The sequence below is a fragment of the Flavobacterium pallidum genome, assembly GCF_003097535.1.
GTDB classification, from domain to species: domain Bacteria; phylum Bacteroidota; class Bacteroidia; order Flavobacteriales; family Flavobacteriaceae; genus Flavobacterium; species Flavobacterium pallidum.
The window spans coordinates 1,174,538-1,198,576 of sequence record NZ_CP029187.1 but is presented as its reverse complement, the minus strand read 5'-3'; the positions used below and the strand labels follow the sequence as shown (position 1 = coordinate 1,198,576).

Here is a 24,039-nt window from a genome sequence, read left to right as displayed (position 1 = left end):
TTACAGATTAATTAATCCTGTATTCCATGTTCAAAAGTTTTATTTCACACAGCCGGTTTTCACTTCTTGCCCATTTTATCCTTTGGTTCCTGATTGTTTCGCAACTGCTGCGAATCGGTTTTTTCATTTGGCAGTATGATGAGGTTTCGTGGAATATCATCAATCTTTTCAGGACGCTGCTCACGGGATTGTTTTTCGACATCGGCACGATTACTTTCGTAAGCCTTACCGCAATTATTTATTATGTCCTGATGCCGAACCGCTGGATTGGCTCCTGGGCCGATAAGATATTGGTGTGGTTTTTTACTGCGCTGACCATTTTTATTTTGGTATTTACTTTTTTTGCGGAACTGACTTTTTGGGATGAATTCCGGACACGTTTCAATTTCATTGCAGTCGATTACCTGATCTATACCCATGAAGTCGTTTCGAATATAGAAGAATCGTATCCACTGCCTTTATTGATTGGAGGCGTGCTGCTGATTACGGCGGCGGTGCTGCTTGCGTTTTATAAAACGAATGCTTTTACCCATACTTTTACACACCACGCTTCATTGAAAAGCAGGTTGGCCGTATTAGGGACTGCCGCTGTTTTGGCCTTCTTTTACGGGTCATTCATTACAAATTACCAGGCAGAATGGTCGTCGAACCGCTACAATTCCGAAATCTCCAAATCCGGCATCTATTCCTTTTTTGCCGCCTTTCGAAACAACCAGATGAAGTATAATGAGTTTTACACTTCGATTGAAAATGATAAGGCTTTCGCATTGATCAAAGGCAAGCTTTCCGACCCGAATTCAAAATATTCCAATAATGGCTATTCCATTCACCGGACGATAACCGACAGCATGCCATCCGAAGAAAAGAAAAATGTCGTCTTTATTTTGGTAGAAAGCCTTAGCGGCAGTTTCCTGAAGGAATTCGGGAATGAAGAAAACATTACGCCTTTTATGGACAGCCTCGCACAGAAAAGCGTCTTTTTCGAAAACCTGTATGCTACCGGAACAAGGACGGTGCGCGGGATGGAAGCCGTTACTTTATGCATCCCGCCGACTCCGGGACAAAGCATCGTAAAACGTCCTGAAAATGACAACCTGTTCACGGTGTGCAGCGTGTTTAAGCAAAGGAATTATGACTGTAATTTCTTCTACGGCGGCGATGGCTATTTTGATAATATGAATGCGTATTTCGGAGGCAATGGCTTTACGATTTACGATCGTGGGCGCGGCAGTGTCCTTAGCGACAAGATTAAGACCACACGGAATAACATCAACGACAGTGAAGTGACTTTTGAAAATGCCTGGGGAATTTGTGATGAAGATATCTTCAATAAGATGTTGAAAGTGGCCGACGTACAGTATAAAAACAACCAGCCGTTTTTCAATTTCATCATGACGACTTCCAACCACAGGCCATACACTTATCCTTCGGGAAAGATTGACATTCCGTCCGGGAAAAGCCGCGAAGGTGCGGTGAAGTATACTGATTTTGCATTGCGGGAGTTATTTGAAAAAGCGAAAACGAAGCCGTGGTTTAAGAATACAGTTTTCGTTATTATCGCCGATCATTGTGCGAGCAGTGCAGGCAAGGATGAAATCGATGTGAAAAATTACCACATTCCCGCTTTCATCGTCAACCTGCCGGAAGCGAACAATCAAAAAATTCAAAAGCAATGTTCCCAAATCGATCTTTGGCCGACATTGTTTTCGATGTTTCACTGGAACTATGAATCGGATTTCTTTGGAAAAAATGTACTGGATCCTAAGTTTGAGGAGCGTGCCCTGTTAGGAACGTACCGTAAGCTGGTCCTGATGAAAAAAGACAGGGTCATGATTCTTTCCGATCAGAAGAAACAGGCCTCTTACACCTGGAATAAGGAAGACAATAGCCTGAAACCGCTACGGATGGATAAATCGTTTTTGGAGGAAACCATTTCCTGGTACCAGACTGCCGACTACCTTTTTACAAACAAGCTTTTGAAATAATGGTTTACATCCATTTTATCGTCAACCCGATTTCGGGAAAAGGAAGCCATGAGATTACTGAAACGTTCTTAAAGCGGCACTTCCATGAAAGTAATTACAAGATTGCGGTGTATCATACCAAACACCCGAAACACGCTATTGAAATCACTAATGCTATAGTACGTTACAACCCGGATTGCATTGTGGCCTGTGGCGGTGACGGAACCATAAACGAAGTGGCTTCTTGCCTTGTAAACACGCCAATCAAATTGGGTATTATCCCGGTCGGTTCCGGGAATGGTCTGGCTTCAAACCTTAACATTCCGAGGGATATTGACAGGGCTGTGGAAATTATCAAGCACGGAACCCAGTCGAAAATTGATGTCGGGAGAATTAACGACCATTATTTCTTCAGCAACATGGGCATCGGGATTGATGCCATGATTATCGGGAAATATGAGCAATCCGGAAAGCGGACGCTGGTTTCTTACGTCAAAGCGGCTTTGTCTGCAAGTTTCTGGTTTAAGCCTGTTGAAGCGCGCCTGAAGTTTGAAGGGCAGACCGTCAACATGCATCCTTTCCTGTTATTCATTTCCAATTCCAACGAGATGGGATATGGCATGAGCCTGACACCGAATGCAAGCCTTAGCGACGGTTTTCTGGATTTGATTCTGGTTCCTGAATTGTCATTTATCCAAAAACTGCAATTGGGTTTGGCAGTGCTTCGCAACAAGACCAATACTTTTAAATTAGCAAACCACACCTTAATTCGAAGTTTAGAAGCCGAATTGCCTGACAGGATATTCCTCGACGCACAAATTGACGGAGAATATTATAACCTGAAGACAAACAAAATAAAAGTTGGGATGATCAACGGTGGGCTAAAAGTGCTCACCCCTTAATCGTTTAAAACTGCATCACCAATCCTGCACCGGCCTGCTTTCCGTTATAAAATGGGGCTACCATTGACGAAATGCGTTTGTCATTTGGGAAAAGCGTATGCTTCACCCACGGATACAGCCAATAGGCAGCTTTGGTGCTTAATATCCCGATTCCGGCTCCGGCAGCCACATCGGTGAGCCAGTGCCTGTTGTTGATAATGCGGAATGCTCCTACGCCGGAAGCCACAAGGTAACCCGAAATCCCATACCACACAGATTTGTCCTTGTACTCCTGCCAAAGGAATTCTGCCCCGGCAAAAGCGTTCGCGGTATGGCCTGAAGGGAATGAGTTATAAGCTGTCCCATCCGGACGCTCGATATGGGTAATGGATTTCAAGGGAAATACGGTAGCGGAAAGCAGCAGGTATGACGTCCCGAGGATGATACTGCGGTCTTTGAGGTTGTGCTTCCCTTTTACCCCGAAAGCATTCAGCGCATAAACCGAACCGGCCGTAGCATATTGGGCAATGTCATCAATAGTAAATTTCCGGTCGATATCCTCACTGACTTCCTCCCTGAGATCCAGGTTGAAAGTCTTCAGCCAGTCGCTTTCCAATCCGATAAAACCGTATCCGATCAGGGCAGCCGGGATGATGAATTGCTTAAAGTGGATTTTAGATGGTGTAAGCGTATCGTGGACAGCAAGCAGGTCTTTAGTGATTTCCGCACTGTTGACACTGTCCTTCTTCACTGCGGTGGAGTCCTTTGTCACATCCTGGGCGTGGGCTGTAAATACGCCCAAAAAGGTAATAAGCAATAATTTTTTCATGCCTTTATTTGAAATGCTAGAATCGGATATTGACTATTTCAGTAGGTTTCCTTTCGAATCAAAAAGGATGTCTGTCATCTTGCCATTGATCCTGATTTCGGCCTCATAAGTAATAATGCCTTTGTCATCGGTGATTTGTGCGGTTTCTTTTATTTTTTTGCCCGGATACGTTTTTTGAAGGTATTTACGGGCTGTTTCAGGAAGTGAGGCTTCAGCTATTTCCGTTTCCAGTGCTTTTAAGTGGCCGGTTTTGTCAAATACGGCCGAGGCATCCTTGCCTTTCAGTTTGAATTCGCCTTCGTAGTTGCCTTTTTCCAGTTCCCAGGACACTTTTGCGGTAGGAAAGGCTTTCCTGAAAGCATTCCTGACTTCAGACGGTACGGTATTTTCATCTTTGATTTTTTTGTCCTGTGCCTGGCTGTTCCATGCCAAAAGCAAAATCAGGAGGTAGCATGTCTTTTTCATGTGCTGTATTTAAGTTTCAGTAAATATTTGAACCAAATCTCAACAGCGATTTTGAATTAATTCTGTATTTGTTCTTCCAAAAGGCTTTAATTGTCCGATGGGCAAAAAAATTACCATATTGAATCCGGTAAAAAAAAACGACTGACTTAGGGTCTATCGGCAGTCAGCGGTTTTATTAACGTGAGTGCGAAGTCGATAAAAATCGGTTGATCAGATACTCCGGTTAATTGAATTTTTTTTTATTTCTTTATCGTAAATTTCACAACCAACCTAAATTGATGAACCGCATTTTCGCATTTTGTGCTTTCATGGCCTTGATGTCCTGCAAAAAGAACAATGAAGACTTCAGCGCTTCATTCCGCCATTACGATTCGGTATTGGATGATACTGAAAAGATCATTTACCACGATACGCTCCGTACACGACAGATATTAGAGGAAAAAGTAGCGCCCGACGACAAGGAAGCGGTTTCTAAATTATTGGCCAAATGCCAGATTTTATGTTATCAGGGGAATTCGGCACAATGTGATTCGATTGCCAAAATTGTGATAAAAACAGCCAAGCGCAATAATGATGAAGTCGGGAATTATTTCGGGAATACCTTCCGCTACACGGCCAATTATTATTCAAAATCAGATAATGAAGCGCAAAAAGTGTACTATGAGTTTTACGAAAAAACGAAACACACCAATCCTGAATTCCATGAAAATGTAGTGAACAACCTGATCTACTCGCTGCTGGACATGGACAATGACCAAAAATATGCTGATTATCTTAATGAGCAACTGGCATTGGCAAATAAGCTCAATGACTCCCTGGTGTGGTGCAATTATTATTCCAATAAAGCCTATTCCTATTATGGGAAATATGGCAATGACAGCCTGGCGCCGGTGCTCATAAATATGGATAAGGCACTGCGTTATTGCCAAAAAAGCAATTATCAGGCTTATTATGCAGCGCTTTTCAACAGGGAAAATTTTAAAAGTGACCCCAATCCTGAAGTGTTGAAGCAATGCATTGCAGAATCGGCTGCGCACCATTTTTTTGACCCGAATTATTACGTCAACCTGTTGTATTATTATACATCGCAAAATGATATCCCCAACAGCATCCATTACTATGATGTGAGTCAAAAAAAGCTATTGGAGAATAAGGATTATTACAGCCTCTATGTAAACAATGAGAACATGTATAACATGTACAAGGCCTTGAAGAAGTCTGATAAAGCACTGTATTTCAAGGATCTTTCGTATAAATATGAGCGTTTATACAATGCAAAGGACACCAATGACAAGATCAACGAGCTCGAATGGTTTTATAAATCGAAGGAAGTCAGGCAGGCTTTGTACAAAAAGAGGATTGAAAATAACATTTTGATAACTTTTGCGGCGGTATTGTTGGTTTGTTTTTTTGGATATTGGGCCTTTAATCTGGGGAGGAAGAAAAGGCAGCACCAAAAATACCTGGACCTGATTAACAAACTGAATGAAAAAAATGCATTGGCTGTTGCGGCTGCGGAAACCAGAGACCCCGAACCGGGAAAAAGCAGTGACAGGGAAACAGTTAAAATGATTGTGGAGGATGAAGTGATTGACAAGATCGTCAACGGGTTGATGAAAATGGAGCGCAAATATGATTTTCTAAAGCCCGATTTCAAGTTGGCGTATGTGGCAAAAAAGATTAATACCAATACTTCTTATTTGTCCAATTATTTCAATAATCATAAGAAGCAGACTTTTTCTGAATATACGCAGGAGCTCCGAATGAATTATGTTCTGAAGAAGATCAAAGAGGATTCCATTTTCAGGAAATACACTTTGCAGGCGATTGCAGAAGAAATAGGGTATAAAGAGGCAGCAACTTTTGTAAGGATTTTCAAGAAACATACGGGTATTTCACCGTTGTTTTTTATAGAAGAAATTGACAAGGACAAATCCGCTTAGACATTTGTCTTAAAGCGGTTTATATAATAAAAAACATGTGCTTTTTTATAAAAAAGAACACACTTTTTTTTACTTATCTGATGTTAAAAGTTATGTTTGCGTGCGTTAAAATTTTTAAGGATTACTTATGAAATCAAAAATTACTTTCTTTAGTTTATTGGCTGTATTGTTTTTCATCCCGAAGGTATCGGGACAATGCACGACAGGCAGCATGTATCCGACTACGTCGTTCACGCCGGTTTGCTCGGGATCCCAGGAAACCATCAATACCGATTGCTGGGCAGGAGAATATGCCGAAATCAATGTTATAGCAAATAAGCAATACACTTTCGCAAGTTCAACAGCCACAGATTACATTACCATAACCGACGCAGCCGGCACGCTTACTTATGCCAGCGGAACATCGCCGGTGGTATGGTCTACAGGTTCCATGTCGGGAATAATCCATTATTTCATTCATAAGAATTCATCGTGTATAACCGAGAATATCGGAAGGATCCGCTACATCACCTGTGCAGTTCCACCGGTTACATGCGCTTCTCCAACAGGTTTGTTCGCAAACAATATCACATCGAATTCGGCAAGGATCAACTGGACCGCGCCGGCATCAGTGCCAAGTACGGGATACGATTATTATGTCAATACTACTAATGTAGCCCCTACGTCGCTAACAACAGCAACAGGTACAGTAGGCAACGCCCTTACTGCTACCAATATTTCAGGAATGGCGGCCGGCACGACCTATTTTTATTGGATGAGGTCAAACTGCAATACTACAAAAGGCGCCTGGGTATCGGGTGGCGCAATTTCGACCATAGCATTCCAAACTTGTAATTCAGCTTCCTACGGACTGTATCCAGAGGCAACCTATACCCCGTTAAACACCGGAAGTCTAGAACAGATTGTTACCGATTCGTGGGCGGGGGAATATTCCAACATCAACGTTTTAGCAAATAAGCAATATACTTTTACCAGCTCTGTAAATACCGATTATATTACCATTACAAATACTACAGGTACTGTGGTTTATGCTACGGGTACAACACCGTTAGTATGGAATTCCGGCGTAAATAATGGCGTGATGCGTTATTATCTGCATGCCAATTCTTCCTGTGCAGACGACAGTATGGGCCGCGTCAGGTATATTACTTCTGTAAATGCATGCCAAACACCGACTAACCTTTTTGCTACCGGTTTTTCAAGCACAAGTGTTACCCTAAACTGGGCCTCAGCCGGGGCTCCAAGCAATGGATACGAGTATCTCGTTACGGCTTCAAATACTACCCCGACAAATGCTTCAGTGCCAACAGGCAGCACTGTTAACACCTCTGTAACAGTAAATTCAGGGCTTGTACCCAATACGCTTTACTACGCTTGGGTACGTGCTAATTGCGGCACTTCAAAAAGTGCGTGGTTTGGACCGTACAATTTTAACACCTTACCCGCTAACTCAGGAAATGGCTGTACTGATGGGGTGTTGTATCCAGCAACAACCTTCTCGCCATCATGCTCCGGGAATCCGGAATTGATTACGAATGTGGCCTATGCAGGTGAATATTCAAATGTGTCGGTGGCCAATGGGAGGAAGCTTACATTTAGCTCCTCAAACGCTACGGATTTTATCACGATTACCAATACAGCCGGCACACAGATTCTTGCTTACGGAATTTCACCCGTGATTTACAACGTAGACAGCGGCACTACCACTTTGAGATATTACATCCATTCTGGCAGTGACTGTGGTGCCGAAAATGTAAACAGGAATCGTTATGTGACTTGTGAAAACTCAGTTTGCCCTTCTCCAACTTCCCCATTAAGTTCGGCAGTGACCACAAGCGGCGCTACGATAAGCTGGACTGCTACTACAACGCCTGGTTCAGGATATGAATATTATACCAGCACATCAAATGTCTTAACTCCGCAATACAACACCGCGGCCACAGGTACTTCAGCAGGAACATCAAAGGTACTGTCAAACCTGAATGCCGCTACTACCTATTATTTCTGGGTGAGGGCAGCCTGTACGAGCAGCTCAAAAAGTAACTGGGTGTATGGTGGAAGTTTCACTACTTTGGCTTCAACCACCTGTAGTCTGCCAACCAATCTTTCCGTTGCGAATATCACTTCCAATTCAGCTTACCTGAATTTTACCGCAGCGAATCCTGCACCATCTAACGGATATCAATATTACCTGAATATCGTCAATGTCGCTCCTGGAGCAGGTCAGACCTCAGGGATTATTAATCAGGGATTGTCCAACATTACTAACCTAAACCCAAGCCAGACCTATTTTTACTGGATCAGGTCTAACTGCGGCACCTCACAAAGTGCCTGGGTTGCAGGAGGCAGTTTTACGACAGTTGCCCAGCTAAGCTGTAATGGCACAGGTGGGGATTTCGGCATATACCCGGCAGAGACGTTCACTCCTGCCTGTAATGGAAGCTTAGAAACTATTACCAACGGTTCATGGGCCGGAGAATATTGCAATGTCAATATCAGTGCCGCCAATACTTATACTTTTACCAGCTCTACAGCTACGGATTACATTACTGTAACAAATGCAGCAGGAAATGTCGTTTATGCCAGCGGAACAACACCTTTAAACTGGTATTCAGGCAATAATTCGGGTACAATAAGATATTTCATCCATTCCAATAGCATATGTGGTACAGAGCAAGTAAACAGGAATAGAAGCATCACGTGTACGCCGACGGTAGTAAGCCTTGTAGGTGATGCTGCATCCGGTTGGGATACCGACATCTATATGTCCACAGCTGACGGCACCAATTTTACATTAAGCAATTATACCTTAACTACAGGAGGCCTGAAATTCCGCCTGAACAGTAACTGGATTGTCAATTGGGGTAACAGCACTTTCCCAACCGGAACAGGATTCCAGGATGGCCCGAATATTCCCGCTGTTGCCTGTACCTATAATATTAGTTTTAATATCGTTACTGGCGCTTATAGCTTTGTAAGCACCTCTACACAACCTACAAGTCCTACAGGTTTAGCATCACAGTCGTTTTGTAACGCGGCTACCGTAGCCAACCTGGCTGCAACCGGTACAAATATCAAATGGTATGATGCTGCTGTGGGTGGAAATCTTTTAGCATCAACTACGCCTTTGGTAAGCGGTACTACTTATTATGCTTCCCAATCAAATGCAACCTGTGAGTCTGTTGGAAGAAGGGCCGTTACTGCTACCATTAATGTGACGCCTGCGCCAACAGTATCACAGGGCACTCAAACTTTTTGCGTCGGATCTATCGTAGCCAATCTTGTGGCGACCGGTACAACGAAAAAATGGTATAACGTACCTGCAAACGGATCCCCGTTATTTGCGGCGACACTACTTGAGACCGGAACATATTATGTAACACAGACATTAAACGGCTGTGAAAGCGCAAGGATCGCGGTTAATGTGGTAGTAAATCCAAAAACTACACCGACATTCACTGCTGTAGCTCCAATATGTTCAGGTGCTACATTATCGGCATTACCGACAACTTCAAACAACGGTTACACTGGAAACTGGTCACCAGCGTTGAGTAATACTGCCACGACAACGTATACCTTTACGCCATCTGCTGGACAATGTGCCAATACCGCTACAATGACCATTACGGTAAACCAAAAAGTGACACCAACGTTTACACAAGTTGCGCCAATCTGTTCTGGAAGTACATTGTCAGCGTTACCGGTAGATTCTACTAATGGAATCAATGGAAGCTGGTCTCCTGCTTTGAATAATACGGCCACAACTACCTATACGTTTACGCCATCAGCCGGGCAGTGTGCCAATACAGCTACGATGAGCATCACGGTAAACCAAAAAGTAACACCAACGTTTACACAAGTTGCACCAATCTGTTCAGGGACTACTTTGGCTGCGCTTCCGACAACTTCAAATAATGGTTATACAGGAACATGGTCTCCTGCATTGAATAATACCGCTACAACGACCTATACCTTTACGCCATCAGTTGGGCAGTGCGCAAACACCGCCACGATGACCATCACGGTCAATCAGCCAACTGCACCATCTTTCACACAAGTATCGCCAATCTGTTCAGGAGCTACTTTGGCAGCATTGCCTACTACTTCTAACAACGGAGTTGCCGGCACATGGTCGCCTGCGCTGAACAATACTGCTACGACGACGTATACCTTTACACCATCGGCTGGGCAATGTGCCAATACGGCTACCATGGTCATTACGGTAAACCAAAAAGTAACGCCAACATTTACGGCTGTTGCGCCAATATGTTCTGGGACTGCTTTGGCAGCGCTTCCGACAACTTCAAATAATGGTTACACAGGAACATGGTCGCCGGCATTGAATAATACCGCTACGAGAACGTATACCTTTACGCCATCTGTCGGGCAATGTGCCAATACGGCTACGATGACCATTACGGTAAACCAAAAAGTGACACCAACATTCACTGCTGTTGCAGCAATTTGTTCCGGAAGTGCATTATCAGCATTGCCGACGACATCGAACAATGGCTACACCGGAACATGGTCACCGGCTTTGAATAATACCGCTACAACGACCTATACCTTTACTCCAACAGCCGGGCAGTGTGCAAACACCGCGACGATGACCATCACGGTCAACCAGCCAACTACACCAGCGTTCACACAAGTTGCGCCGATCTGTTCAGGAGCAACGCTGGCGGCATTGCCAACGACTTCAAACAACGGAGTTGCAGGAACATGGTCACCGGCTTTGAATAATACTGCTACGACGACGTATACCTTTACTCCAACAGCCGGGCAGTGTGCAAACACCGCGACGATGACCATCACGGTCAACCAGCCAAATACACCAGTGTTCACACAAGTTGCGCCGATCTGTTCAGGAGCAACACTGGCGGCATTGCCAACGACTTCAAACAACGGAGTTGCAGGAACATGGTCACCGGCTTTGAATAATACTGCTACGACGACGTATACCTTTACTCCAACAGCCGGGCAGTGTGCAAACACCGCGACGATGACCATCACGGTCAACCAGCCAAATACACCAGTGTTCACACAAGTTGCGCCGATCTGTTCAGGAGCAACACTGGCGGCATTGCCAACGACTTCAAACAACGGAATTGCAGGAACATGGTCACCAGCATTGAACAATACTGCTACGACAACGTATACGTTTACGCCATCAGTTGGGCTGTGCGCAAACACAGCCACGATGACCATCACGGTCAACCAGCCAACTGCACCAGCGTTCACACAAGTATCGCCAATCTGTTCAGGAGCAACGCTGACTGCATTGCCTACGATTTCAAACAACGGAGTTGCCGGAACATGGTCACCTGCATTGAATAATACCGCTACAACGATATATACCTTTACGCCATCAGTTGGACAGTGCGCAAACACAGCCACGATGACCATCACGGTCAACCAGCCAACTGCACCAGCGTTCACACAAGTATCGCCAATCTGTTCAGGGGCTACTTTGGTGGCATTGCCTACGACTTCAAACAACGGAGTTGCCGGAACGTGGTCGCCAGCATTGAATAATACCGCTACGACGACGTATACCTTTACGCCATCAGTTGGGCAGTGCGCAAACACAGCCACGATGACCATCACAGTCAACCAGCCAACTGCACCAGCGTTCACACAGGTATCACCAATCTGTTCAGGGGCTACTTTGGCGGCATTGCCTACGACTTCAAACAACGGAGTTGCCGGAACGTGGTCGCCAGCATTGAATAATACCGCTACGACGACGTATACCTTTACACCATCAGCTGGGCAGTGCGCAAACACTGCTACAATGACAATTGCAGTCAACCAAAATGTAAACCCAACATTCACTGCTGTTGCCCCGATTTGTTCAGGAGGCACATTGGCTGCATTGCCAACGACTTCAAATAACGGAATTATTGGTACATGGTCGCCTGCGTTGAATAATTTTGCCACAACGACTTATACGTTTACACCATCAGTTGGACAGTGCGCAACGGCTGCTACGATGACCATCACCGTAAATCAGCCAACAGTACCAACGTTTACCCAAGCCGCTGCGATTTGTTCAGGGGCCACTTTGGCAGCGCTTCCGACAACTTCAAACAATGGCATTAACGGAACATGGTCGCCGGCATTAAACAATACCGCGACAACAACCTATACATTTACGCCATCGGTGGGACAATGCGCCAGTACCGCTACGATGACCATTGCTGTTAATCTGGCAACTGTAGCCACGTTTACACAGGTTGCGCCGGTTTGTTCAGGTGGCGCTTTAGCAGCATTGCCAACGACTTCAAATAACGGAATCATTGGTACGTGGTCGCCTGCCTTGGACAATACTGCGACAACAACTTATACGTTTACACCAAACACAGGACAATGTGCTTTGGGTACGACGATGAGTATTATGGTAAACCAGAATGTAACACCTGCATTTAACCAGGTAGCACAGATTTGTTCAGGAGCCACTTTAGCAGCACTCCCTACGACTTCAAACAATGGTTACACAGGAACATGGTCACCAGCATTGAATAATACTGCTACGACGACGTATACTTTTACACCAACTGTTGGGCAGTGTGCAAGCACCGCTACAATGACTATTACGGTCAACCAGCCAGCCACACCAACATTTACACAGGTAACGCCAATCTGTTCAGGAGCTGCATTAGCAGCATTACCAACGGTTTCAGATAATGGCATTACCGGAACATGGTCGCCTGCTGTGAATAATATGGCTACAACGACGTATACATTTACACCTGATTCGGGTCAATGTGCTATCACTGCTGCAATGACCATTACTGTAAATCAGCCAACGACACCTACGTTTACATCCGTAGCACCAATCTGTTCAGGAGCCACTTTGGCTGCATTGCCTACGATTTCTAACGATGGAATCACAGGAACCTGGTTGCCAGCAATGAATAATACGGCTACTACAACTTATACCTTTACGCCTGATGCAGGGCAGTGCGCAAACACCACTGTGATGACCATCACTGTAAACCAACCAACAATACCAGCGTTTACACAGGTCACTCCGATTTGTTCAGGAGCTTCTTTAGCAGCTCTGCCAATAATATCAAACAATGGAATCACAGGAACATGGTCGCCTGCAATAAACAATACTGCAACCACGTCTTATACCTTTACACCTGATGCAGGACAATGCGCTTTAAGCACAACAATGAGCATCACGGTAAATCCAAATGTAACGCCGATGTTTACACAAATAGCACCGATTTGTTCAGGCGCCTCTTTAGCTGTCTTGCCAATGACCTCAGTCAATGGTATTACAGGAACATGGTCTCCGGCATTGGATAATACGACAACGACAACTTACACATTCACCCCTGATGCAGGACAATGTGCTTTGGCTACTACAATGACAATCACCGTAAATCCAAATGTGTTACCAATGTTTACTCAGGTAGCGCCAATCTGTTCAGGGGGTACTTTGGCTGCACTTCCAACGACTTCAGACAACGGAATCACGGGAACCTGGTCGCCTGCTTTGGATAATACTGCAACGGCAACGTATGCGTTCACGCCAGACGCAGGACAATGTGCTTTGGGTATCACAATGACCATTACGGTGAATCCGAATGTATTGCCTGCCTTTACACAGGCAGCCCCAGTTTGTTCAGGAACTATTATGACGGCATTGCCAACGATTTCAGAAAACGGAATCATGGGAACATGGTCGCCGGCTTTAGACAATACGGCTACAACAACTTATACCTTCACGCCTGATGCGGGGCAATGCGCTTTAAGCACAACCATGAGCATCACAGTGAATCCAAATGTTGCACCAACGTTTACACAGGTTGCACCGATTTGTTCAGGAGGCACTTTAGCTGCATTGCCAATGACTTCAAACAATGGAATAACAGGAACCTGGTCACCGGCTTTAGACAATACAGCTACCACAACGTATACATTTACACCTGATGCACCGCAATGTGCTTTGGGTACCACAATGACCATAACCGTAAATCCAAATGTGGCACCTTCATTTACACAGGTAGCGCCAATCTGTTCGGGAGGCACTTTAGCAGCATTCTCAACGGTTTCAGATAACGGAATCACCGGAACCTGGGCACCAGCACTCAATAATACAGTGACCGCAACTTATACATTTACACCTGATGCCGGGCAATGTGCTTTGAGTGCCACTATGACCGTTACCGTAAATCCAAATCCGGTTTTGGATGTAATCACCGACATTACCGCCTGCGTTAGCTATACTTTGCCAGCATTAACGAATGGTAACTATTTCACCCAGCCAAATGGCGGAGGAAACATGTTGAATGCCGGTGACGCCGTCACAGCTTCGCAAACCATATATGTGTATGCGGATAACGGGTTGTGCTCTTCTGAGACCAGTTTTAACGTCACCATTTCACCTGTTGCAGTGATAGATGAACTTGCCGATGTTGTTGCCTGTGGAAGTTATACGCTGCCGGTCCTTACAACAAATGCAAACTATTACACTGAGCCTTCAGGAGCAGGAACTATGCTTCACGCAGGAGATGTGATCACCACTTCACAGACTATTTATATTTACGTACTGGGAGCGGTATCTATTTGTACTGCGGAAAGCGATTTCTCTGTCATAATAAATCCAATCCCTGCAGTCAATACCCTTTCAAATGTGGCAACCTGCGACAGCTACACACTTCCTGTATTGAATAACGGAAATTACTACACTGAAGCTGCAGGAGCAGGTACCATGCTGAGTGCAGGCGATGCGATTACCTCTTCGCAAACAATTTATATCTATGCGGATAATGGAAGTTGTACTGCTGAAAGCAACTTCAATGTGACAATAACTGTGACTCCAACGGTAGACGACGTTGCTGATGTTGCGATATGTGATAGTTATACACTTCCTGTTTTGACAAACGGAAATTATTATACTGAGCCTGCCGGTGCAGGAACCATGATGAATGCAGGCGATGTAATTACAACTTCACAAACAATCTACATTTATGCATCAAACGGTGATTGTACTGCGGAAAGCGATTTCACAGTAACGATAACTACCACGCCAATAGTAGAAAATCCTGCTGATGTAACGGCATGTGACAGCTATATATTACCGGTTTTGACAAACGGAAACTACTACTCCGAAACTGCCGGTGCAGGAACCATGCTGAATGCAGGTGATGTAGTTACCACTTCACAAACAATCTACATTTATGCATCAAACGGTGATTGTACTGCGGAAAACCATTTCACAGTAACGATAACCACTACACCAACAGTGGATACTCTTGCTGATGTGGCGACATGTGACAACTATACGCTTCCTGTTTTGACAAACGGAAACTACTACACTGAAACTGCCGGTGCAGGAACCATGCTGAATGCAGGTGATGTGGTTACCACTTCACAAACAATCTACATTTATGCATCAAACGGTGATTGTACTGCGGAAAACGATTTCACAGTAACGATAACCCCTACTCCAACGGTCGACGATCTTGCTGATGTAACAGCGTGCGACAGCTATACGCTTCCTGTGCTGACAAACGGAAACTACTACACCGAAACTGCCGGTGCAGGAACTGTGCTGAACGCAGGCGATATCATCACAGCTTCACAAACAATCTACATTTATGCATCAAATGGCAATTGTACTGCTGAAACCGATTTCTCAGTAATCATAACAACATCGCCAATAGTTGATATCCTTTCGGATGTAACCTCATGCGGTAACTATACGCTTCCTGCGTTGACAAACGGTAATTATTTTACCGAAACCGAAGGAGCGGGAACCATGTTGAGTGAAGGCGATGTGATTGCAAACTCACAGACAATCTACATCTTTGCGTCAAACGGGAATTGTTGGATGGAGAGTAGTTTCAACATTGCCATTACTACTTTGGACAATGCCACAACTTTGAATTCAGATACCATTACAGCGAACCAAACCGGGGCAACATACCAGTGGATTTCATGTGGGGAAACTCCGGCGGAGATCATAGACGGTGAAACGAATCAAAGTTTTACGGCTACAGCAAACGGACAGTATGCCGTAGTAATCACTCTTGGCGATTGCTCCGTAACATCGGATTGCGTTACTATCGACAGCTTAGGAACTGGTAATCTTCCACTCGATAACCTGATTACCATGTATCCAAACCCGAGCCGCGGTAACTTTACCGTTGATACCGGAAACCTTGTTGCGGACAACATCTATGTAATCGATAATTTGGGAAGACTGGTACAACAGTATAAGCCAACATCTCAAAAATCACTGATGGATGTCAGCCGTTATGAAGATGGTGTATATTACATCAAAATCATCTATCAAAATAAGGAAACGGTTAAAAAGTTAATTCTACGTAAAATTTAATGCTGTTCTTAAATCTCAGACTAAATCCCGGCTTCGTGCCGGGATTTTTTATTTTGAATCAATATCAACAGTAAGCACCAATTTTAAAACGTCGTTACTTTACGCTAGCTGAATTCTAAGAAAAGAAAAGCCGTCTCATCGACGGCTTTTCACAATAATATACTTATGCCTATTTGTATTTAATATTGATACTGATGATGTTCGACACCATATTTGTCGTCTTGGTATAATGGCCATAACGAACTTCAATGGTATTGAAATGCTTCAATCCGAAAACACCCTTGAGTGGCGTAAATTTCATTCCCATCCCAAAAAAGCTGCTATCGAATTTTGACAAGTCATAATTGCTCGTATAAAACTCCGTTGTGCCATCGTGCTGCTCAAATCCTTTAAAGTATTTCACGGCAGTTTGTGTATAAAGCCTGTAAAATGGGCTTAATGAAAATACAGGCGATAGTTTGACCGGCACCTCAAGTTCGGCAGTGTGGGACTTCAAACCCCAGTCATCGGTGTAATAACGGTAATAGCCACGGATGATGATGTTATCGCCAAAGAAATAACTTCCCCTTATCGCTAACGGAATCTTCAACCTGGTATCCGGTAATTTTTCCTGGTGCGATAAACCAGAGCCATCGCTAAAATATACCCTGTGAAAAGGCAAACCTAAATAACCGTTCTGCGCAATCACATCGGCCAGGAACATCACCTGGAAATTCCGGTTTACGACCTGAGCATAACTGAGCGAGCCCGCAAAAGTATTTCTGGAAGCAGTGCCGTAATTTTCGCCACCTGTCCTTAATTCAACCGGATCAACCAACTTGAGCTGGTCAAGATAAGCCTGGAATTTTGCGGTAAATTCACCATTCCTGTCCTTTGTTTTCTTAGCATACAAAATGTTTCCGCCGAAAGATTGGTAATCAAACTCTGTGGATGACGAAATACCAGCGCCAAAAGATTGCCCTTTTGCTTCATTTTCCATGATATAATTTACAGACGGATAAAAACGAATGTCGCCCGAAGACGCCGATGAATTGGCACTCATATCAATCATATCAGACGATGCCGAAGTGTAATGATCCACGCCCACTTCCACATCCCAGGTGTGTTTGTTGCCTGATTTTCCGTATTTGACCAGTTTCAAATCAATCGCATTCGAAATGTCTGTAAGCTCCTCAGAGCCGACACCGCCGGTAACTGCTGAATTGTTACCGTTCTGCTTGTAATAACTCGAAACCAGGTTTACTTCCTCAATCTTCAGTTTGGTGCTTTTATAGCCAGTCGAATCCGATGGCTGTGTTTGTGCCTGCAAACGGAGTAATCCCATCAGTGCAAAGCCTGTAATAAATATCCTTTTCATATTTACTTAATTACAGCCGCAACCGCCGCCGCTTTTTCCTGCATTGGCCCCGGAAGAACCTTCACGATAGGATTGGAAACTGAGTTCGGTTTTTTCGATTTTACGGTTTGAAAGCACCATTTCCGAATCATTGATTTTGGATTTCTGGTATTCCTTCACAGATTCGCAGGAAGCCGTTGCAGCGCCTATAGCTATCGCCATAATAAATGCCTTTTGTTTTGTTTTGTTCATGTTAAATTGATGTTTTGGGAGGTATAAACTTTATTGTCATCGTCAATGATGATGCAATGTAAATCCGGAATCTGGTTCACCAGGAACAATCCTGCTTCAATGCCCATGACGGCTATTGGTGTGGCCATCGCATCCGCAAATTCAGCATTGTCGGCAATGACTGTAACACTCTTGATTCCGGTAATCGGTAAACCTGTTTTTGGGTCGATGGTATGCGAATATTTCCTACCACCGATCATAATGAATTTTTCATAATTTCCCGAAGTGGCCACTGCTTTTTCTGAAATTTCTATATAAGAGAAGATTACGGCAGGCTGATCCGGATCCGCTATCCCAATGGTCCATGGTTTCCCGTTTGGCTGTAAACCCCAGGCAGCCAAATCACCGCTTGCATTTATAATGCCACTTTTTACGCCATTGGCGAGCAGTTTCTGTTTTGCCATTTCAGCGGCATAACCTTTCCCGATACCGCCAAACCCGATCCGCATGCCTTTTTCCCTTAAGAAAACGGTCTTCTTTTCACTGTCTGTTATAATGTTCCTGTAGTCGATCAGGTATACCATTTTCCGGGCTTGTTCGGCAGTGGGTAAAGCAGTCATGTTTCTGTCAAAATTCCACAGGCTTTTATCGATGCTGCCATAACTGATATCGAACGCACCTTGCGTGATCTTTGATATGGCGATGCTTCTCTGAATCAGGTTGAACACTTCCGCATCAACCACAACGGGCTCGATTCCCGCATTGTCATTGATGTGACTGGTTTGGCTGTCGGGCCTGAAGGTGGTCAAAAGCTGCTCAATCCGCCTGATTTCCGCAATGGCAATTTCGATGTTCTGCAACGCAAAATCCTTTTCATCAGCGACTACGGTAATCGTAAAGTTGTTGCCCATCAGCTTTAAGGATTCTGAATATTTTTGCATCTGGAAACTATTTATGTGCGGCGCAGATGGCTTTTATTTCGGCTGTCCATTCTTCAGGAGGCGTTTCGGGTTTACCGCTCCAGGTTTTAAGTACTTTCCCATCAGCATCGAGTAAAAGTGTAAAAGGGAACATGCCTTGTTTGTTGTATTTTTCAGCCAAAGCTTCATTGCGTTTAACGATTTCTGCAGATGGTATATTCTTCTTCTTCCTTGGAAAATCAGCATTGACTAAAACCAGGCTGGTTTTTGCCATAGCTAAAAAAGCCTCATTTTCGAAATAATCTTTTTTGGTTACCATACAAGGGCCGCACCAATCCGATCCGGAGAAATTAAGCAATATTAGCTGGTGATTTTCCTTCGCGCTTTTTTTAGCATTTTCGAAATCTGGCTCCCATTGTAGTGGAAGCGCGAGCAATAAACTAAGGAGGACAAATAATTTCATAAGGCTAATTTAGAAAATAACGCACCATCGTTTCGATTATTGCCGGACTAAAATTAATCCTTACTTAAGATTAGTAATGATTTGAAAAAACCAGAATCATCTTACTTATTACATTAAAAAACGACAAAATATGTGAATTTTATAACTTCTGATTGTTTAAACATAAATTTAAAATGAAGACCACATAATTCTATAAAATATGAATAATCCAAACTATGTGGTAAAAAAACTACAAATCCAAACTAAAGGCATAAGGTTTTTACTATATTTATCTCATATTAACCTTTAAACCAATAAATTATGACATCTTACATTGGGCAGATAAAATTATTTGCCTTTGAATTTGTACCGAAAGGATGGCTCCCGTGTGATGGACGGTTACTGAACATCGACGAGTATACGCCGCTTTTTGAGTATATCGGGAATGCCTATGGGGACAGGAACACACCAAGAAACCAATTCAGGATTCCCGACCTGCGTGGTGTGGCCCCAATACATCGGGGTAAAGGCGAAGGGCTTTCAAACACTTACACGATGGGCAAATTGGCTGGTTCGGCGACCAACAGCATGAAACCCGATAACGTGCCGCGGCATTTTCATCTGAATCAGGAAGTGTTCCAGTTTGGCGCACCTTGTTCTACCGGTCCCGGAGATACGCCGAGCCCGGTAAATGCCTATCCGGCGGCGACGCCCGGCAAAGAAACATACGCGGCCGTAATGACAGGAAAGTCTTCTTTAACAGAACTGACTTCCGAAGACGTTTCCGTAAATCCGGCCGGTGCAGGCCTTCCGTTCCTATTGCTTCAGCCAAGCATTGGAATGAATTATTGCATTTGTATTGACGGAATTTTTCCAATAAAACCAAATTAATTATGATAGACGAAATTATAGGTACCGTAGTGCTGTTCCCCTATGGACCAGACACGATAATTCCCGAGAATTATATTTTATGCGATGGCAGCCAGGTTTCCGTATTGCGGTACGGGCCGCTATTTTCTGTGATTGGAACCGCTTTTGGCGGTAACGGAACCACTACCTTCGGAATTCCTAACCTGAATTACACTATTCCCATTGGGGCAGGTCCGGGAGAAACGGGAATCGAAATCCCTTTTGGTAAAACCGACGGTGAAGATGCCTTTAGTCTCAGGGAAACAAATCTTGCGACGCATACACATCCCGGGAGCGGTGAAGCTTTTATAGGTGGTACGGAAAAGGACAATGCTGACTATGAGTCACCAATGGATGCTTTCCTGAGGACTACACCTGGGAACGAAACCTATGCCGCGAGTGCTGATAAACTGATGGGCGTATCGAAAAGCGTAGAGATTTTATCCACCAGTAGCGGCGAAGGAAAAAAAATCAATAACATGCAGCCCACCATAGGAATGGCATATTATATATGCCATCGCGGAAAACGGCCGGTGCACAGCTAAAAATACATACATATGAATGACGATCAATATTTAGGACAGATAATGCTCATAGCCGGTAACTTTGCTCCAAGAGGCTATGTCGAATGCAACGGTCAGCTGTTGTCAATCAGGCAACATGATGCACTTTTTAAGCTGATTAAAACCACTTACGGAGGTGATGGCATAACCACTTTTAGGGTACCTGACCTCAGGGGGCGGCTCGTTTGCGGCATAGGCAAGCGGGATCAGGGCGGTGAGATCAGGTTAGGGGAAAACATTGGAACAGAGAAGACCCTGGTAAAGCTGGAAAACATGCCGGCACACCGGCACACGGCCAATGTCAGTATCCGTTTAAAGGTCTCTGGCAGCGATGATCAGGATAGTGACTCACCCATTGGTAATTTTCTTCGCCTGCAAAATGAGGACACCTATGCTACAACTGCCGATGCTACAATGGGAAATATCATCGGAATAGTAGAGATGGGCATGCAAACTACGAAACAGGAACCCATGGACAATATCATGCCGGTTTTGCCGATGATGTATTGCATGTCTCTAGAAGGGCCTGAACCGCGGCCGGAATAATAAAAATTGCAGTATGAAATCCCGGCGATTAATTCCGGGATTTTTTGTTTTTATTGGGTTTAAAATTCCCCTAAAATCCAAATTCGGTCCTCAGCCTGCCGAGAATTTTCAGGGTTTTGGGAAATCGGGAAATCAAACTTCTTTCAGCAATGCTGCCGCCTTTAAAAGGGTTTCATCCGTTTTTGCAAAGCACAACCTGATCAAATGGTCATCTTTGAAATCGGTGTAAAGCCTTGAAACCGGGATTGCCGCTACGCCGTGCTCCTGAATCAGCCTGACACAAAAATCATAGTCGTTTTCATTAGATATGTCCGAATAGTCGAACAACTGGAAATAAGAACCGGCACAAGGCAACAATTTAAATCGTGACCCCTTTACGGCCTCAGAAAATAAATCCCTTTTCTTTTGATAAAATTCAGGCAATTTCAAATGGTCATCGGAAATATCCATATATTTCGCAAGCGCCTTTTGCAATGGATGGCTGACGCTGAATACGGAATTCTGGTGCACTTTCCTGATTTCAACTGTTAATTCCGGAGCGGCGATACAGTAACCGACCTTCCATCCCGTGATATGATACGTCTTCCCAAATGAGAAAACAGACACCGTCCTTTCCCTGAGTGCGTCATATTTTAACGGACTTTCATGAGTTTTACCATCAAAAACCATATGCTCGTAAACCTCGTCGCTCATAATGATGATATCAGTGCCATGGACCAATTGCGACAGCTTTAGCATATCCTCTTCCTGCATTATCGTTCCCGTTGGATTGTTTGGGGTACTAATGCAGATCATCCTGGTTTTGGCCGTAATTAACTTTGCGAATTCATCCCAATCTATTTTAAAATCCGGAGATTTCATTGTATAAATAACGGTTTTACCCCCTACCGTATCCACCGCCGGCTTGTAGGAATCATAGCATGGTTCTATCAGTATCACTTCTTCACCCGGCCATACAAAGGCAGAAATCGTGGCAGAAATTCCTTCGGTGGCTCCAACGGTTATGGTCACTTCCTTATCCCAATCCACTTCGATGCCATAACTGCTGTGCACTTTCTCGGCAATTTTTTCCCTCAAAAAAGGCAGTCCGGCGATTGGAGCATATTGATTTACCAACGGCATACTTTTGTCATTTAAACAAATGCCGACCAAGTCCAGCAATTCCTGTGAAGGTTCGAAATTCGGGAATCCCTGTGATAAATTAATCGCATTGTATCGTGTTGCCAATGCTGACATCTCGGAAAAAATATGATGGGTTACGTACGGAAGCTTGGATTTTATATTTTTCATCTGATGCAAGTCTTGTAACCAAAGGTCTGAAAAACTTCCGATTAAATGCCTTTATTTAAAATTTCGGTCACCGTTCCCAGTAAAACTTCCGTTCCTAAAGCGAGGTCCCCATACGACGCATATTCCAGAGGATTATGGCTGATGCCGTCTTTGCAGCGTACGAAAATCATGCCGTAATCACAGGCATACGACATTGCCAATGCATCGTGGAACGGCCCACTCATCAATTCGGGCGCGTCGAGGTCTAGGTTTTCACAGTGTTTGTGGATTATTTCCTTGATCCAGTCGGCGCAATAACGCGGGTCGCTGTTGGTGTCTTCCGAAATTTCGTAAGTCAGGTTGTGTTTTTTTGTAATGGATTCGATGCGGTCACGCAATTGTTGTTCGTAACGGTTCCTGCGTTCCAGGTCGATGTCGCGCAAATCTACCGTAAAAGTCACTTGCTCGGGAATGATATTCCGTGATGCGGGGAAAACCTGGATTGTCCCTACAGTGCCGACAGTCGGTGCTCCGGGAACCTGCGTTGCAATGTCATTTACTGCGACGATAATTTCAGCAGCGCCAAGCAAAGCATCCTGGCGTATCGGCATTGGGACTGAACCGGTATGCCCGGCCATGCCTTTCAATTTCACTGTCCACCATAATGGCCCGGAAATTCCGGATACGACACCAATGGGTTTGTGTGCCAGGTCGAGTACCGGACCTTGTTCGATGTGCAGCTCGAGGAAACAGAAAATACTTCCCGGTTTGTATTCCGATTCATTAAATTTGTTAATATCGCAACCGAAATCCTTTAATGCCTGTTCGCGGCTGATCCCGTCTTTGTCTGTGCGTTGCAATTCCCCTGCTTCGAGTTTTCCTAAAATACCACGCGACCCGAAAAGCCCTTTATTAAAGCGCCAGCCTTCTTCATCGGCGAAGGATATGACTTCTACAGGACGTTCGGGAACAATGCCATTTTCGTGTAAAATCGTGACGGCTTCAATGGCGCACAACACGCCGGCCACGCCATCAAAACGCCCGCCGTAAGGCTGCGAGTCGAGATGCGAGCCCATCATCAAAACAGGCAGTTCCGGATTTTTACCTTCAAGTCTTCCAATGAGGTTTCCGAAATTATCGATGTGTGTTGTCATTCCGGCTTCATGCATCCATGAGGAAGCAAGTTCAAATCCCTGTTTTTCCAATGCAGTGTGTGCGGGACGGCAGGTTCCGGTGTCGCCGATTTTGCCAATGAGACTCATGGCTTCGAAATGTTGTTGCAGGCGGGATGCGTTTATTTTCATGCTGATTCGTTCATGTTAGGAGATGCCGCGTTAGGGATTGAGCCATTGTCTGAGCTCTTTTTTGCGGAGTTTACGCAGCAAAA

Annotated in this window: 15 protein-coding genes; 7 read left to right on the top strand and 8 right to left on the bottom strand. The window is 44.5% G+C overall.

From position 1 onward, the window contains the following. Positions 1 to 26 precede the first annotated feature (26 nt). Together HYN49_RS04820 and HYN49_RS04815 are read left to right on the top strand one after the other, a co-directional pair. Entirely contained in the window at positions 27 to 1,985 is a 1,959-nt protein-coding gene (locus HYN49_RS04820) for an LTA synthase family protein (protein ID WP_108903066.1), read from the top strand. Continuing rightward, positions 1,985 to 2,866 carry a diacylglycerol/lipid kinase family protein gene (locus tag HYN49_RS04815; RefSeq protein ID WP_108903065.1) on the top strand — a complete coding sequence of 294 codons (882 nt, stop codon included), beginning with the start codon at positions 1,985 to 1,987 and terminating at the stop codon, positions 2,864 to 2,866. Before HYN49_RS04820 ends, HYN49_RS04815 begins: the two co-directional genes overlap by 1 nt. A 4-nt stretch (positions 2,867 to 2,870) precedes the next feature. Here the strand turns inward: HYN49_RS04815 and HYN49_RS04810 are convergent, their stop codons facing one another. Continuing rightward, positions 2,871 to 3,674 carry a phosphatase PAP2 family protein gene (locus HYN49_RS04810; protein ID WP_108903064.1) on the bottom strand — a complete coding sequence of 268 codons (804 nt, stop codon included), beginning with the start codon at positions 3,672 to 3,674 and terminating at the stop codon, positions 2,871 to 2,873. A gap of 33 nt (positions 3,675 to 3,707) precedes the next feature. Further along, positions 3,708 to 4,139 carry a PepSY-like domain-containing protein gene (locus tag HYN49_RS04805; protein WP_108903063.1) on the bottom strand — a complete coding sequence of 144 codons (432 nt, stop codon included), beginning with the start codon at positions 4,137 to 4,139 and terminating at the stop codon, positions 3,708 to 3,710. A gap of 278 nt (positions 4,140 to 4,417) precedes the next feature. Between HYN49_RS04805 and HYN49_RS04800 the strand changes: the two genes are divergently transcribed. After that, positions 4,418 to 6,082, top strand: coding sequence for a helix-turn-helix domain-containing protein (locus HYN49_RS04800; RefSeq protein WP_108903062.1), 1,665 nt, complete (start codon positions 4,418 to 4,420; stop codon positions 6,080 to 6,082). A gap of 127 nt (positions 6,083 to 6,209) precedes the next feature. Next, a complete protein-coding gene (locus HYN49_RS15080; protein ID WP_146185053.1) occupies positions 6,210 to 16,436 on the top strand; it encodes a fibronectin type III domain-containing protein in 10,227 nt (3,408 codons plus the stop codon). Between the two features lie 169 nt (positions 16,437 to 16,605). Here HYN49_RS15080 and HYN49_RS04750 read toward each other — a convergent pair whose 3' ends face one another. From HYN49_RS04750 to HYN49_RS04735, 4 genes are read right to left on the bottom strand one after another with little or no spacing between them, the layout of a single operon-like run. Then, positions 16,606 to 17,793 carry a DUF3570 domain-containing protein gene (locus tag HYN49_RS04750; RefSeq protein WP_108903052.1) on the bottom strand — a complete coding sequence of 396 codons (1,188 nt, stop codon included), beginning with the start codon at positions 17,791 to 17,793 and terminating at the stop codon, positions 16,606 to 16,608. Positions 17,794 to 17,799: 6 nt separating this feature from the next. Continuing rightward, positions 17,800 to 17,994 carry a DUF4266 domain-containing protein gene (locus HYN49_RS04745; protein ID WP_219928761.1) on the bottom strand — a complete coding sequence of 65 codons (195 nt, stop codon included), beginning with the start codon at positions 17,992 to 17,994 and terminating at the stop codon, positions 17,800 to 17,802. A gap of 26 nt (positions 17,995 to 18,020) precedes the next feature. After that, positions 18,021 to 18,944, bottom strand: a complete 924-nt coding sequence (locus tag HYN49_RS04740; RefSeq protein ID WP_108903050.1) for an FAD:protein FMN transferase — start codon at positions 18,942 to 18,944, stop codon at positions 18,021 to 18,023. 7 nt (positions 18,945 to 18,951) lie between these two features. Beyond that, positions 18,952 to 19,386, bottom strand: a complete 435-nt coding sequence (locus HYN49_RS04735) for a thioredoxin family protein (RefSeq protein ID WP_108903049.1) — start codon at positions 19,384 to 19,386, stop codon at positions 18,952 to 18,954. Between the two features lie 300 nt (positions 19,387 to 19,686). On the opposite strand from HYN49_RS04735, the gene HYN49_RS04730 reads away from it, so the two are divergent. From HYN49_RS04730 to HYN49_RS04720, 3 genes are read left to right on the top strand one after another with little or no spacing between them, the layout of a single operon-like run. After that, a complete protein-coding gene (locus HYN49_RS04730) occupies positions 19,687 to 20,256 on the top strand; it encodes a phage tail protein (protein ID WP_108903048.1) in 570 nt (189 codons plus the stop codon). Positions 20,257 to 20,258: 2 nt separating this feature from the next. Continuing rightward, positions 20,259 to 20,819, top strand: a complete 561-nt coding sequence (locus tag HYN49_RS04725; RefSeq protein ID WP_108903047.1) for a phage tail protein — start codon at positions 20,259 to 20,261, stop codon at positions 20,817 to 20,819. Between the two features lie 12 nt (positions 20,820 to 20,831). Beyond that, positions 20,832 to 21,383: a phage tail protein gene (locus HYN49_RS04720; protein WP_108903046.1), complete on the top strand. Its 552-nt coding sequence runs from the start codon at positions 20,832 to 20,834 to the stop codon at positions 21,381 to 21,383. 132 nt (positions 21,384 to 21,515) lie between these two features. Here HYN49_RS04720 and HYN49_RS04715 read toward each other — a convergent pair whose 3' ends face one another. Together HYN49_RS04715 and HYN49_RS04710 are read right to left on the bottom strand one after the other, a co-directional pair. Next, on the bottom strand, positions 21,516 to 22,673 hold the full coding sequence (locus HYN49_RS04715) for a methionine aminotransferase (RefSeq protein ID WP_108903045.1): 1,158 nt from the start codon (positions 22,671 to 22,673) through the stop codon (positions 21,516 to 21,518). Between the two features lie 41 nt (positions 22,674 to 22,714). Next, positions 22,715 to 23,956 (bottom strand): M20 family metallo-hydrolase, encoded by a 1,242-nt coding sequence (locus HYN49_RS04710; RefSeq protein WP_108903044.1) that lies wholly within the window; start codon positions 23,954 to 23,956, stop codon positions 22,715 to 22,717. Between the last annotated feature and the right edge of the window lie 83 nt (positions 23,957 to 24,039).